Origin of the sequence: Demequina aurantiaca (genome assembly GCF_000975135.1) — a bacterium.
Taxonomy (GTDB): domain Bacteria; phylum Actinomycetota; class Actinomycetes; order Actinomycetales; family Demequinaceae; genus Demequina; species Demequina aurantiaca.
Window position 1 is genome coordinate 75,049 of the sequence record NZ_BBRF01000001.1, and the last position, 13,869, is coordinate 88,917.

Below are 13,869 nucleotides of genomic sequence, written 5' to 3' on the forward strand. Positions count from 1 at the left end.
GGCCTAACCCTCGAGCGACTTCTCGAGTTCGGTCACCATGTTGTCCCAGGTCGACACGGGCTCTGCGCCGGTGATGATCTGGATTTCTGCGGCGTTCCACAGGTCCCACACGTTGCCCATCTCAGGGATGGAGGGCATCGGGACACCGGCGGAGGCCGATGCGACGAATCCTGCGGTGATGGGGTCGGACGAGACCTCATCGGCGAGTGCTGACAGCGCGGGCAGACGGGGGTCTGCCTCGTACAGCGTGCGCTGAGCGTCCTCGGTGGCCATGTAGTTCACCAGGAAGTCGTTGGCGAGCAGCGCGTTGTTGCTCTGCGAGCTGAGGTAGAAGCCCTGCACACCCACGAACGGCGCGGCAGTCTCTCCACCGGCGGAGACCATCGGCGAAACTACGAGGTTCATGTCGCTGTCGTCGAAGAACGGCATCCACGGACCCTGCATGATGAACGGCGACTCGCCATCGGCGAACAACTGGTTCGAGGTGTCGTAGTCAATCGTGTCGGAGAAGATGCCAGTGCCCTTGGCGCCGTTGTCGTAGAGGAACTGCGCGAAGGCTTCACCGTTCTCGCCGCCCATGCCGACCTCGCTGGTGTACGAGCCCGACTCGTCCTGGACGAACACGGGAGCTCCGAACGAGGTCTGCAGCGGGTAGGCGCTGTAACCGTCGCCCGAGGCGCCGTTGGTGAACAGAATGAAGGGTCGGTCCTCGAAGCCAGCATCGTTGGCCATGGTGATCATCTCGTCCCACGTCGTGGGGGCGGTGTCGCCCACCAGGTCAGCGTTCTGGATGAGAGCAATTGCCTCGGTCGAGTACGGCAGGCCATAAAGCTGACCGTCGTAGGTCATGGCATCGAGTGCCACTTCCTGGAACTCGCCGGCCTTGTCGCCAAGGTCGATGGTGTCGACTACACCAGCCGTGACAAGCGCACCCAACCAGTCGTGTGCGCCAACGGTGATGTCGGGGCCTTCACCCGTGGGCACCTGAGCCACGAAGTCGTTGCGCAGGTCCTCGAAGTTCTTCTGCACCAGGGTGACGGTGGCACCCGTGTCGGTCTCGAACTGTTCTGCAGCAGCCTTGAGCGCACCTTCGCGCTCCGCGTCGGTCCAGACAACCAGCTCGGCACCGGTGCCGTCGATTGCGGGCGCGTCGGACGGTGAAGTCGATGCTGCAGGCGCGGTCGATGCCGACGCTGCGGGCTCCGGGTCAGAACTGCACCCGGCGATGAGGGCGGCGGTCGCGACGAATGCGACGCCAATTCCAAACTTGTTACGCATGGATTTTCCTTCCAGAGTGAGGTCGCACTGTGCGTCTCTGGCGAGATCGCGACACTGCGACTTATTACTACGAGCGACGGGTCGGGCGACCCAGCCGCGGGTGGAGCGTGTGAAAGCGCCGATGCTTACAACAACGGTGCCAAAGAAGTCAGGTCAGCGCTCACCGCCTTCGTGTGACTTCGTGGTGCGCACGACGGCGCAGCCGCCGGCGACGATGGTGAGCTCCCGGGCAACGCTGCGCCCGGTGAACATTTCGGTGCCTGAGGCTGCCACCGTGACAGGGGCGTCACAGTGGTTGATGGCCACCAGGTAATCGGCCTCAGCGCTCTGGCGGGTCACGACCTCGAGTCCCTCGGGATTGCCTGCGAGGACCATCCCGGCGTCGGCGTAGGCCGCCGCCATCAAGGGTCCGAGTTCGTCGACGCTCAGATGGGTGCTGACGTACCACCCATGGCCGGCACCGCGCGAATTGCGCGTGATAGCGGGCGATCCGGCGGCGGGTCCGTCGACGTACGTGCCGATGACTTCTGCGCCATCGAGCACGAGGTCCTCCTGCCAGGTGTCGGCCGCAAGCGTAAGTCCATCTCCGTGGGTCCAGGCGATCTTTGCGGTCTCGCTCTCACGCATCGGCAGGTATTCGGCGACGGTCACCCCGAGCGCAGCTTTGAGGGGTGCGCCGTAGCCGCCCTCGTGGACAGACTCATGCTCGTCGACGACTCCGGAGAAGTACGACACCACCAGCGTGCCACCTGCCTCGACATACCGCGCAAGGTTTTCGCCAGCATCGGCCGTCAGGAGGTAGGAGGCAGGAGCCACCACCATCTTGTACTTGCCGAGGTCCTGAGTGGGGTGCGCGAAGTCCACCGTCACCCCGTCACGCCACAGCCGCTCGTAATAGGTGCGCATGCGCTCGCGGAACTGCGCGTCGTCGGACGGACGCCACTCGAGATCCTGCGCCCAGAGCGACTCCCAGTCGTACAACACCGCGACATCGGCGTCGACGCGCGATCCCTTCGCCTCCTCGAGCGCTCCAAGCCGTCCGCCAAGGTCCACGACCTCGCGGAACACGCGGGAGTCTGCGCCGGCGTGCGGCAGCATCGCCGAGTGGAACTTCTCCGCGCCGGAACGCGAGGCCCGCCACTGGAAGAACAGGATCGCATCAGCGCCGCGCGCAAAGTGGGAAAGCGAGTTGCGGCACATCTCGCCCGCAGATTTGGCGATGTTGCGGCCCTGCCAGTTCACGGCGGAGGTGGAGTGCTCCATCAGAATCCATGGCGCTCCGCCCGCGACCGAGCGTGTGAGGTCCGCCGCGAGCGCAAGGCCCACGTGGGACTCGGGGTCCTGGGCCCAAAGGTAGTGGTCGTTGGCGACGATGTCGACCTCGCGAGCCCACTTCCACAGGTCGAGGTTCCACGACTGGTGTGCCATGAAGTTGGTGGTGACGGGCTTGTCACTAAAGGCACGGATCGCGTCCCGCTCGGCGCGGTAGCAGGCACGCAGTTGGTCGTCGGTAAACCGTGCCCAGTCGAGCTTCATCGCGGGGTTGGGGGTCGAGGCGGTAACCGCTGGGGCGATCACGTGCTCCCACTGGTCATAGTGCTGGCCCCAGAAGGCGGTGCCCCATGCTGCATTGAGGCCGTCGAGCGAGCCATAGCGGTCGGCCAGCCATTCCCGCCACGCAGCGACCGATGCGGGAGAGAAGTCCTCGCCCACGGGCACGCCGTATTCGTTGTGCACGTGCCACATGACGACGCCCGGGTGGGCTGCGTAGCGCTCGGCTAGTGCGCCGGCGATGCGAGCCACCGCGGTGCGGTACGCCGGGTGCGAGTGCGACATCATGCCCCGCGAGCCGAAACCCAAGGCAACGCCGTCCGCACGCACGGCGCGCGCTTCGGGGTAGTTCGCGAACATCCAGGCGGGGGCCGAGGCGGTGGGCGTGCCCAGGTCAACCGAGATGCCGTTGGTGTGGAGGAGGTCGATGACCTCGTCGAGCCAACCGAAGTCGAACACACCCTCGCTGATCTCGATCAGACCCCACGAGAAGATGCCAACGCTCACGAGGTTGACCCCGGCCTCGCGCATCAGCGCGACGTCCTCGTCCCAGGTCGCTCGCGGCCACTGCTCGGGGTTGTAGTCCCCGCCGTAGGCGATGCCTGGAACGCTTGGCCAACTGCCTTGCGTTGTCATGCCACTCCCTTGTGTTGAATCGAGCTATCGGATTCGTCACTGTGCCGACGCTGTGTCAAAACTGTGACCGGTCACAGTTCTATCCCAGATTGCGCCCGAGTTGCAAGTCGAATGCCGCCTCGTTACACAACTGTGACCGTTCCCAGCGCCTCGTTGCCTTCTTTCATGCAAGCATCCAGAAATGCCGCTAGGCTCACCACGTGGAAACCACGCCGACAACTAAGCGCAAGCCGACCATCCGCGACGTCGCAGCGGCTGCCGGCGTCTCTCGCGGGACAGTCTCTCGCGTCATCAACGGTGGCCACTGGGTGTCGCCCGACGCGAAGGCGGCCGTCGACCAGGCCATCAAGACCACGGGCTACCACGCCAACGCGGCCGCCCGCAGCCTCGCTACCGGGCGCTCCAATTCGGTCGCTTTTCTGCTGACTGAGCCACAGCACCTGCTGTTCGCCGACCCCACCTTTTCGCTGCTCCTGCGCGGCGCCGCACAGGAGCTTGCGCAGCGCCACATGACGCTGGTCCTCCTCGTCGCCGGCACGCCCGAGGAGCACATCAACGTGGCTCAGTACCTGGGCGCAGGGCACGTCGACGGCGTACTGCTGATCTCCTCGCATGAGTCCGACCCTTTGCTTGAGTCGCTGCTGTCTACCGGCGTGCCCACCGTCGCCTGTGGGATCCCGCTCGGGCATGCCAGCGATATCCCCACGGTGTCGGTCGATGAGATCGCCTCGGCGCGTACCGCCACCCGCCACCTGGTGGAGCGTGGCAACCAACGCATCGGCATGATCACGGGGCCAGCCGACACCCCCGGCGGCCGCTATCGGCTGGTGGGTTTCCGCGACGAGCTCGGCGACAGTTTTGATCCGAACCTCGTAGAGCCCGGCGATTACTCCATGGCCTCAGGCGCCTCCGCGATGGCGGCGCTCCTCGAACGTGCCCCGGACATCGACGCCGTCTTTGCCGCGTCTGACTCCATGGCCGCGGGCGCCGTAGGTGTCCTGCGCAAGGCCGGGAAGCGCATCCCCGAGGATGTCTCGGTGATCGGATTCGACGACTCCGGTCTCGCCCTGACCGTCGAGCCACCCTTGACCACCATGCGCCAGCCGTTCGAGCAGATCAGCGCGGAAATGGTCGGCCTGTTGCTCCACGTGATCGAAGGCGGTACCAGCAAGTCCGTCACGCTGCCCACCAGCCTGGTGGTCCGCGACAGCACGTGAGCAATCCTCTGTGCTCAGGCCCGCCGTGTGGCTACCCAGCAGGCCCAAACACCGGTAGGTTCGGTGCATGGAGCACTCAAGCGACATGTCCGTTGGACGCATCCCGATCGTAGGCGTCCAGCCTTCGCTCGAGGAAGGACGTTGGCCCGCCAAGGCCGTCGTCGGCGAGGCCGTCCCCATTACGGCGACCATCTTCCGCGAGGGTCACGACGCCGAAGGAGCCACGGTCGTGGTGACCGTGCCCGGCGGCGTCGAGCAGATCATACCGATGCCCCTCGACGACTTCGGCAATAGCCGATACCAGGCGTCATTCGTCCCTCAGCACGAGGGCCCGCATCTGTTCCGTGTGGAGGCGTGGTCCAACCCGTATGCCACCTGGGCACACGCCGCCGAGCTCAAGGTGACCGCCGGAGTGGACGTGCAGCTGATGCTGGACGAGGGCGTCGAGGTGCTCACGCGCGCCATCGCCGAGGTCAAGCGTCCTGCCGCCAGTCAGAAGCTCTTGAAGTCAGCGGTCTCCGCTCTCTCCGACCCCAAACTCGCGCCCGATGCTCGACTCGCCCCGGCGGTGTCCGATGCGGTCAAGGACGTGCTGACTGCGGCACCGCTGCGCGATTGGGTCACAACCTCGAACACGTACCCACTGCTCGTCGAGCGCGAACGCGCCCTGGCATCGGCCTGGTACGAGATCTTTCCCCGCTCCGAGGGGGCGCGACAGAACAAGCGCACCGGCGCCTGGGCATCGGGCACCTTCACCACCGCCTCCAAGCGCCTTCCCGGCATCGCCGCCATGGGATTCGACGTGGTCTATCTGACCCCGATTCACCCCATCGGCACTACGCACCGCAAGGGTCGCAACAACTCGCTGACATGCGAGCCCGGCGACCCAGGAAGCCCGTACGCGATCGGTGCTGCCGAGGGCGGACACGACGCGATCCACCCAGACCTGGGCACCATGCGCACCTTCAAGAACTTCGTCAAGAAGGCGCGCGAGAACAACCTCGAGGTCGCTCTGGACCTCGCGCTGCAGTGCTCCCCCGACCACCCCTGGGTCACGGACCACCCTGAATGGTTCACCACCCAGCTGGATGGGACCATCGCGTACGCGGAAAACCCACCCAAGAAGTATCAGGACATCTATCCCCTGAACTTCGACAACGACCCGCAGGGAATCTCCCAGGCGGTGCGCGACGTGCTGCAAGTGTGGATCGACGCCGGCGTGACGTTGTTCCGCGTGGACAACCCGCACACCAAGCCGCTGACGTTCTGGGAGTGGCTGCTCGCGGACATTGCCAAGGATCACCCCGATGTCATCTTCTTGTCGGAGGCCTTTACCCGCCCGGCCATGATGCACACGCTCGCCAAGATTGGCTTCCACCAGAGCTACACGTACTTCACGTGGCGACAGAACGCCGAGGAGATGGCGGAGTACCTTGAGGAGCTGACCGGGGAGAGCTCGTTCTACATGCGCCCCAACTTCTGGCCCACCACGCACGACATCCTGACGCCGGACATGCAGCGCGGCGGCGCGCCCATGTTCAAGATGCGCGCCGTGTTGGCAGCCACCGCCTCGCCGTCCTACGGCATCTACACGGGCTACGAGTTCGTCGAGAACGTCCCGCGCCCAGGCGTCGAGGAGCAGATCGACAACGAGAAGTACGAGTACAAGCCGCGCGATTGGTCCCGCGCCGACGACTACGGCATCGAGACGCTGCTCACCACGCTCAACGCCCAGCGTGCCGCGCACCCCGCCCTGCGCCGCCTCCGCGGCCTGCACGTCCACAAGACCAGCAATCCCAACATTCTCTGCTTCAGCCGGTATGTCGCGGCTGCAGATTCACCCACCGGAAAGGCCGATGCGGTCATCACGGTCGTGAGCTTCGACACCGACGTCGTGCACGATGCCGTGGTGACCTTTGACATGGCCGCCATTGGATTGACCGGGGAGGACACCATCACAGTTGATGACGCCCTCACCGGCGCAACCTACACCTGGGGTCGCGAGTTTTACGTGCGGCTTGACCCCGCGGTGACAACGGCGCACGTTGCAGGGGTGAGATAACTCATGAAGGAATTGCTGAAGTCCCTTCCCAAGCGAGAGCGCGATCTCACTAACGACCCGCTCTGGTACCGCAACGCGGTGTTCTACGAGGTCATGGTCCGCGCATTCCACGACAGTGACGGCGACGGCATCGGCGACCTCCGCGGACTCATCAAGAGACTCGACTATCTGGCGTGGCTGGGTGTCGACGCGCTGTGGTTGCCACCGTTCTACCCGTCGCCAATGCGCGACGGCGGCTACGACGTGGCGGACTACCGCGGCATCGACCCTCGCTACGGCACCATGCGAGACTTCGAGAAGCTCATCAGCGAAGTCCATAAGCGCGGCATGCGCATCACGATCGACCTCGTGATGAACCACACCTCGGACCAGCACCCGTGGTTCCAGGCCTCACGCACCGACCCGGACGGCCCCTACGGCGACTACTACGTGTGGTCGGACACGGACCAGAAGTGGACCGACGCGCGCATCATCTTCACCGACGTTGAGACGTCCAACTGGGCGTGGGATGCACATCGCGAGCAGTACTACTGGCACCGCTTCTACTCTCACCAGCCGGATCTCAACTTTGAGAACCCCGCCGTGCAGCAGGAGATGTTCGACATCGCCCGCTTTTGGCTAAAGAAGGGCATCGACGGGTTCCGACTGGACGCGGTGCCGTACCTGTTCGAGGACGAGGACAACGCGGGAGAAAATGACCCCCGCACCCACCAGTTCCTGCGGGACCTGCGCAAGATGGTGGACACCGAGTTCCCAGGAGCGGTACTACTCGCGGAGGCCAACCAGCCCCCACACGAGGCCGCGGAGTACTTCGGCACCGAGGAGGAGCCGGAGTGCCACATGTGCTTCCACTTCCCCGTGATGCCGCGCATCTTCCACTCCATCAAGGCCGAGGACGCCACGCGTTTGCGCGAGGTACTGCACGACACCCCCGTGCCGCCCGCCAAGGGTCAGTGGTCGACGTTCCTGCGCAATCACGACGAGCTCACGCTCGAGATGGTCAGCGAGGACGAGCGTCATCAGATGTTCGATTGGTACGCCCCTCATCCGCAGATGAAGGCGCACACGGGCATTCGCCGCCGTCTGGCTCCCCTGCTGGACAACTCCGAGCAGGCCCTCGAACTGGCTCACGCGCTGATCCTGTCGCTACCGGGGACGCCCTGCCTGTATTACGGCGACGAGATCGCCATGGGCGACAACGTGTGGCTGCCTGACCGCGACTCGGTACGCACGCCGATGCAGTGGACGCCCGACCGCAATGCGGGATTCTCCGACGCGGACCCGGGCGCGCTCTATCTGCCTACTGTGCAGTCGCTGCTCTTTCACTACAACGGCGTCAACATTGAACGCTCGCTCATGCAGCCCACGTCCCTGCTGTTTTGGATGAGGCGGTTCCTCAAGGCCCGTGCCGAGCACCCGGCGTTCTCCGACGGCGGCTACAAGGATGTCCCCTCAGACAACCCAGCTGTCTTCTCGTTCCTGCGCACCCACAAAGACGAGTCAGTGCTGGTAGCCATGAACTTCTCCACCCACCAGTCGTCGGCGCTACTCACCCTCGAGGACTACGCCGGCGGTAAAGTCAAAACCATCATCTCCAAGACGCCCTTCCAAGACGTCGGGGATGACGGCAAACTCCGACTCACGTTTGGTCCGCAGTCCTTCTACTGGTTGGTGGTAAAGCATGCCTAGCGGCGTAGATAAGGCAATCCTGCACGACATCGCTGCTGGTACGCACCATGAGCCTCACGCGGTCCTAGGGCCACACGTCAGCGGTGACGGCGTCGCCGTCAGGGTGCTCCGGCCGTTGGCCTCAATCGTGGAGATCGAGACCCTCGACGGCACCTACCCCGCGTCGCACGAGCACGAGGGCGTATGGGTCGCTCACCTGCCCGGCACCGACGCTCCCGACTACCGCGTACACGTGACATACGACGGAGACCCAGTCGTCACTGACGACCCCTACCGCTTTCTGCCGTCCACCGGCGAACTGGACCTGCACCTGATCCGCGAGGGGCGTCACGAGCGCCTGTGGGACGTGCTCGGTGCGAACGTCAAGACGTACCCCTCGGTCCTCGGCGAGGTCCACGGCACCGCGTTCGCAGTCTGGGCACCCAACGCGCGAGCAGTGAGAATCGTCGGCAGTTTCAACATGTGGCAGGGCGCTACCCACGCCATGCGGTCCCTCGGATCGTCCGGGGTGTGGGAGCTCTTCGTTCCCGGCATCGGCGACGGCACCCCATACAAGTACGAGGTGCTCGGCAAGGACGGCCGTTGGCAGCAGAAGGCCGACCCCATGGCCCGGCGCACCGAGGTCCCCCCACAGACGGCGTCCATCGTCACCGACACCGCATACGCGTGGAACGACGACGAGTGGATGGAGAAGCGCGCCCACAGCGAGCCCCACCGCGAGGCGATGAGCGTCTACGAGGTGCACCTGGGCTCGTGGCGTCAGGGACTCAACTACCGTGACCTCGCGACCGAACTGGTCGCGTACGTGAAGGAACTGGGCTTCACACACGTCGAGTTCATGCCCGTGATGGAACACCCCTTTGGCGGCTCCTGGGGCTACCAGGTGACGTCGTATTACGCCCCCACCGCGCGCTTTGGCACCCCCGACGAGTTCCGCTTTCTCGTGGACGCACTCCACCAGGCGGACATCGGAGTACTGCTGGACTGGGTCCCTGGGCATTTCCCCAAGGACGAGTGGGCGCTGGGCCGTTTTGACGGCACACCGCTGTACGAACACCCGGACCCCCTACGCGGCGAACAGCCCGATTGGGGAACATACATCTTCGACTTCGGCCGACCAGAGGTGCGGAACTTTCTGGTGGCCAATGCCATCTATTGGCTCAAGGAGTTCCACGCCGACGGCCTACGCGTGGACGCCGTCGCCTCGATCCTCTACCTCGACTACTCGCGCCAGCCCGGCCAGTGGCGACCCAATATCCACGGTGGTCGCGAAAACCTGGACGCGATCGCGTTCCTGCAGGAGGCCAACGCGACGGCCTACCGCAACTGCCCCGGCATCGTCATGATTGCCGAGGAGTCCACCGCCTTCCCTGGCGTCACGCAGGCCACCAGCAGCGGCGGCCTGGGCTTTGGCTTCAAGTGGAATATGGGGTGGATGAACGACACCCTCAAGTACGTGGGCGAGGACCCGGTCAACCGGTCTCACCACCACCACTCGGTCACGTTCTCGCTCATGTACGCCTTCTCCGAGCAGTTCATGCTGCCTATCAGCCACGACGAGGTTGTTCACGGCAAGGGCTCCCTGTGGGAGCGCATGCCCGGCGACGCCTGGCAGAAGGCCGCCGGAGCACGCACGCTGTTCGCTTACCAGTGGACTCACCCCGGCAAGCAACTCATCTTTCAGGGCTGCGAGATCGGCCAGGAAGCCGAATGGTCCGAGGGCCGGTCACTGGACTGGTGGCAGCTTGACGACCCCCTGCACGCGGGCATCAAGGACCTCGTCAGGGACCTCAACGGGCTGTACAAGCGTTTCCCGTCACTCTGGCAAGACGACTCCAGCCCGCATGGGTTCCAATGGATCGACGCGGACGACTCGCAGCACTGCGTGCTGTCCTTTATCCGCTACGACGACGATCGCAACCCCGTGGTGGTCGTGATCAACTTTGCCGGCATCCCGCACGAGAACTACAAACTCCCCCTGCCGCTGGCCGGCGAGTGGGACGAGGTACTCAACAGCGACTCCGAAGCCTACGGCGGCTCGGGAGTGGGCAACCTTGGCCAAATCAAGGCCAAGAGCAAGTCCGCGGGCGGTTTCCCCGCCTCCGCGACGGTGCGTCTGCCCCCTCTCGGAGCAGTGGTGTTCGCCCCGCGGCAGAGCTGAATTCGCGGATCGACCACCCCTGCACCTGCACCACTGGCGATAGTCGCGGCACTGTCCGTGTGGCGCGCCACACGATAGATTCGCGTGTGGCTGCGCCAATTGCCAGTGGCGAGGACGGGTCCTAGTAGAGGGCCGAGGCGAGGGCCTGGCGCGCCTTGAGTACGCGCGGGTCCGCGCCGCCCACCACGTCAAAGAGTTCGAGCAGGCGCTGCCGAATCTCCTCACGCTCGTCCCCCTGCGTCACGCGCACGGTGTCGAGCAGGCGCACAAAGGCGTCCTCCACCTGGCCGCCGGCGACATCCATGTCGGCAACCGCCATCTGAGCAGCCGGGTCATCAGGGCGCTCTGCCGCCGCCGCGCGAACCGCACCGAGATCTGCGGTCAGTGTGCGGGACATGAGCCGCACCTGGGCGCGGCCGGCGCGGGCATCGGCATCCTTGGGGTTCTCCACCAGAGCGCGGTCGTACGCTGCCTCGGCGGCTTCGTAGTTGCCGCTCTCGATGGCGTCGAAGGCCTCCTGGTGCAAGGGGGGCAGAGGCTCCGCCTCAGGCTCTGAGGCAGCCTCCACGGGCGCGTCGGGGGCGGCGCCGGTACCGGTGACGCCCGCCTGCGCGGCTACGTCAAGCACTTGGTCGAGCACCTCGCGGATTTGCTCGTCGGAGGCGCTGCCCTGGAACAGCGGCGCGGGGCGAGCCCCAATGAGCGCCATGACCGCGGGGACCGCCTGAACCTGAAAGGCCTGGGCGATACCTGGCTGAGCGTCGACGTCACACTGCGCGGCAAGGAATTTGCCGGCGTACTCGGCCACCAGCACGTCGAGCCGGGCCGCCAGTTCGCCGCTCGCGGGAGAGGTCGCAGACACGAAGGCGATCACGATCGGCACCTGCGCGGACCGCTGTGCGACCTCCTGCAGATTTTCCTCGGTCAGCTCGATCGAGGTGGAATTCGCGGGCTTCGAGGCCGCACGCTGCTGCTGTGCCGCGAGCGCCGCGAGATCTACCGCGCCACGCATCGAGACAGGGTCGGGACTAACTGCCATTACTTTGCTCCGTCGGGGCTCACTCGTACAAGGTGGTGGTCGGCCGCCACGACCGCGGGAAGATCCTCGCTGTCCGCCGGTGGGACGTACATGACGACCATGTCACGGTACTCGTGCGTCACCTTGTCGACCAAGTCGCCATCGACCAGGGGCTCGTCTGCCGCTGGCACTGACACCTTGGCGTCCTCCACAGAGAACGACGAGTCGATGCGCAAGGGAGCAAAGATCAGCGCTCCCCCATCCGCAGTCGCGAGGGCATACGTGGACTTTTCTTCGGGCTCCACGGTGTCGACGTACTTTCCATCGGCCTTCTTCGCCGCAGCGGTGAGGACGCCGCGTGCGGTGAACAGCTGATCGCGGTAGCTGTCCTCCGCGAACGTCTCGTTGAGGTCGTCGTCCTCGCCCTTACGCAGCAGTTCCAGGTAGTTGTCTACGTACGACTGCAGTGTGTCCTCCCCGATGGTCGAGTCCATGGCTAGCTCGTCCGCGCCAACGGTGGGGCCGGGCATCGCGGGCAGCGTAGCGCCAGGCACCATGTGCGCCCAGTTACGGAACTGGTAGGGAGTATCGACGTCGTCCTGAACCCACACCGACACCACGGGCGTTGTGTCCTCGCTCGGCTGGTCGGAGACCCCCACCATCACGCGCGGCCACGTCTCCGCGCTGGTGACGTACACGGCCTGCATGTCGGATGGCAGCACATCAGGCTTGGGGCCGTCATCCGCCGACTGCTGCTTGTACTCAGCCCCGCGCACTACCTTGGCATCGCCACCGACGCGCACGTCGAGCGTCTTGGTGGACTTGGCCTCGTCGGCAACGGCGAGTTCCTCAAACGTCTGCGACTGAACGCGATCGCTCTGATCGTCGGTCACTGCGGCCGTCACCTCGACGGGCTCTGCGACACCTGCGACAGGGACTGCGGGCGTGCAGCCGGCGAGCAGAACCGCGGCCCCTGCGGCAGCCATCGCTACTACGGTCATGCGCCTCATGAGCGATCCTCCGTTCCGTCGGGGGCCGGGCCGTCGTCGGGTCCACCCTCCGTCGAGTCGTTCACGTTGTCGTCGTCAGCCTTCACACTGTCCGAGAAATCCGAGTCGGCGTTTCCGTGGGGGTCCTCGTCGCCCGAGGCGCTGTCCGACTCCGCCTGCGGCCCGCCGTCGGCGGAGTCGACCTCAGGCTCAGACGATGCATCGGCGCTCGACTCAGCATCGACCGATGCCTCGGCGCCATCCACAGGCGTCGCGGCATCGGCCGTCAACGCTGGAGCATCGTCCAGGCTTGCCTGGGGAATGGCGGCACCGGCGGCCCGGCGAGAGCGACGCGAACCGTCCTTCTCGATGCCCTTCTTGTCTGCCGAGCGCGAGGCCATCCAGGACTCGCCACGTGCCTGCGCGGGGCGCAGATCAATGAACAGCACGACCAGCGCGATGAGGCCCACCACGACAAGGACAGCACCCCACCACAACAGCGGCGTGATCCAGTCATCGTTCACCACGCGGGTGAGCGAGAGGTCGGTGCCGGTTAGCGCGGATCCATCCTCGGTCATGACGACCAGAGTGAGGCCGGTGGGAACGCTATCGACGGCAATATCGAGGCGGTTGGTGGCGATAAAGGAGTTGCGCCACAGGTCCGTCGAGCGGCCCTCGGTGGCGATGAAGGGGTCGGCCTCCGTGGGAACGATTGCCGGCTCGGGGCTCGCCGAGGGGCTCGGTGACGCGCTTGAGGATTCTTTCTCTTCCGGTGACGGCGAAGGACTCGGCGACTCTTCCTTCGCGTCATCCTCGGCAGCTGCGGACGCCGATGCACTGGCGGAGCTTGAGGGTTCCGGCGACGGGGTGGGCGAGGGAACCGCGACATCGCGCGTGCCGAGCGCCTCCCAGTCAGGCAGGCTGTTGACCTCGGTGTAATCCACCTCGGCGAGCCAGGCTTCCGCATCCGCGGGGCGAGCGGTGTACGCGACGATGTCGCCGTCGCCCTCGATTGAGAGTGTCCCCTCGGGAGAGATCGTCAGGAAGTCGGATTGGACGACCACGACGGACGTTGACACGTCGGCGTGCGCCACGACGTCTTCTGGCGGGCGCACTGAATCAGCGACGAACCCCACGATAAGTAGGATCACGCCGATCACACCAGCGATCAGCCCAGTTGTGCGTAAAGACAAGAAAATCTCCATTCCTTCAAGAACACTCTAGGAGTAAACGCGCGACGGTGGCGATATGTCGCTTTGTCACGCCCC

The 13,869-nt window shown here is 65.2% G+C and carries 9 protein-coding genes; 4 read left to right on the forward strand and 5 right to left on the reverse strand.

What is annotated here, in order from left to right; genetic code table 11:
- Window positions 1-3: 3 nt before the first annotated feature.
- The gene (locus AOP73_RS00330) at window positions 4-1,278 is read right to left on the reverse strand and encodes a sugar ABC transporter substrate-binding protein (protein ID WP_061962684.1); all 1,275 of its coding nucleotides are present in this window, start codon (window positions 1,276-1,278) and stop codon (window positions 4-6) included.
- 153 nt (window positions 1,279-1,431) lie between these two features.
- Complete coding sequence (locus AOP73_RS00335; RefSeq protein WP_061962685.1) at window positions 1,432-3,465, reverse strand: beta-galactosidase; 2,034 nt, start codon at window positions 3,463-3,465, stop codon at window positions 1,432-1,434.
- A 200-nt stretch (window positions 3,466-3,665) separates the two neighbouring features.
- Here AOP73_RS00335 and AOP73_RS00340 point away from each other — a divergent pair, with 200 nt between their 5' ends.
- The 4 genes from AOP73_RS00340 to glgB all read left to right on the forward strand — a co-directional run bounded on the left by AOP73_RS00340 (window position 3,666) and on the right by glgB (window position 10,594).
- Window positions 3,666-4,682, forward strand: a complete 1,017-nt coding sequence (locus AOP73_RS00340) for a LacI family DNA-binding transcriptional regulator (RefSeq protein ID WP_061962686.1) — start codon at window positions 3,666-3,668, stop codon at window positions 4,680-4,682.
- Window positions 4,683-4,749: 67 nt separating this feature from the next.
- Entirely contained in the window at window positions 4,750-6,744 is a 1,995-nt protein-coding gene (locus AOP73_RS00345) for an alpha-1,4-glucan--maltose-1-phosphate maltosyltransferase (RefSeq protein ID WP_152650487.1), read from the forward strand.
- A gap of 3 nt (window positions 6,745-6,747) precedes the next feature.
- The gene (treS, locus tag AOP73_RS00350) at window positions 6,748-8,433 is read left to right on the forward strand and encodes a maltose alpha-D-glucosyltransferase (RefSeq protein WP_061962688.1); all 1,686 of its coding nucleotides are present in this window, start codon (window positions 6,748-6,750) and stop codon (window positions 8,431-8,433) included.
- Entirely contained in the window at window positions 8,426-10,594 is a 2,169-nt protein-coding gene (gene glgB, locus AOP73_RS00355; protein WP_061962689.1) for a 1,4-alpha-glucan branching protein GlgB, read from the forward strand. The genes treS and glgB overlap by 8 nt, the downstream gene beginning before the upstream one ends.
- A gap of 121 nt (window positions 10,595-10,715) precedes the next feature.
- On the opposite strand, the gene AOP73_RS00360 is transcribed toward glgB, so the two are convergent.
- The 3 genes from AOP73_RS00360 to AOP73_RS00370 are packed head-to-tail and all read right to left on the reverse strand — an operon-like array spanning window position 10,716 to window position 13,794.
- A complete protein-coding gene (locus tag AOP73_RS00360) occupies window positions 10,716-11,633 on the reverse strand; it encodes a tetratricopeptide repeat protein (RefSeq protein ID WP_061962690.1) in 918 nt (305 codons plus the stop codon).
- On the reverse strand, window positions 11,633-12,622 hold the full coding sequence (locus tag AOP73_RS00365) for a DUF8094 domain-containing protein (protein ID WP_152650488.1): 990 nt from the start codon (window positions 12,620-12,622) through the stop codon (window positions 11,633-11,635). Before AOP73_RS00365 ends, AOP73_RS00360 begins: the two co-directional genes overlap by 1 nt.
- Window positions 12,619-13,794: a hypothetical protein gene (locus AOP73_RS00370; RefSeq protein ID WP_152650489.1), complete on the reverse strand. Its 1,176-nt coding sequence runs from the start codon at window positions 13,792-13,794 to the stop codon at window positions 12,619-12,621. Before AOP73_RS00370 ends, AOP73_RS00365 begins: the two co-directional genes overlap by 4 nt.
- Window positions 13,795-13,869 lie beyond the last annotated feature (75 nt).

Coding starts and splice junctions, on each gene's coding strand:
- AOP73_RS00345 (WP_152650487.1), top strand. CDS start 4,750: ATGGAGCACTCAAGCGACATGTCCGTTGGACGCATCCCGATCGTAGGC.
- AOP73_RS00365 (WP_152650488.1), bottom strand. CDS start 12,622: ATGAGGCGCATGACCGTAGTAGCGATGGCTGCCGCAGGGGCCGCGGTT.
- AOP73_RS00330 (WP_061962684.1), bottom strand. CDS start 1,278: ATGCGTAACAAGTTTGGAATTGGCGTCGCATTCGTCGCGACCGCCGCC.
- treS (WP_061962688.1), top strand. CDS start 6,748: ATGAAGGAATTGCTGAAGTCCCTTCCCAAGCGAGAGCGCGATCTCACT.
- AOP73_RS00335 (WP_061962685.1), bottom strand. CDS start 3,465: ATGACAACGCAAGGCAGTTGGCCAAGCGTTCCAGGCATCGCCTACGGC.
- glgB (WP_061962689.1), top strand. CDS start 8,426: ATGCCTAGCGGCGTAGATAAGGCAATCCTGCACGACATCGCTGCTGGT.
- AOP73_RS00360 (WP_061962690.1), bottom strand. CDS start 11,633: ATGGCAGTTAGTCCCGACCCTGTCTCGATGCGTGGCGCGGTAGATCTC.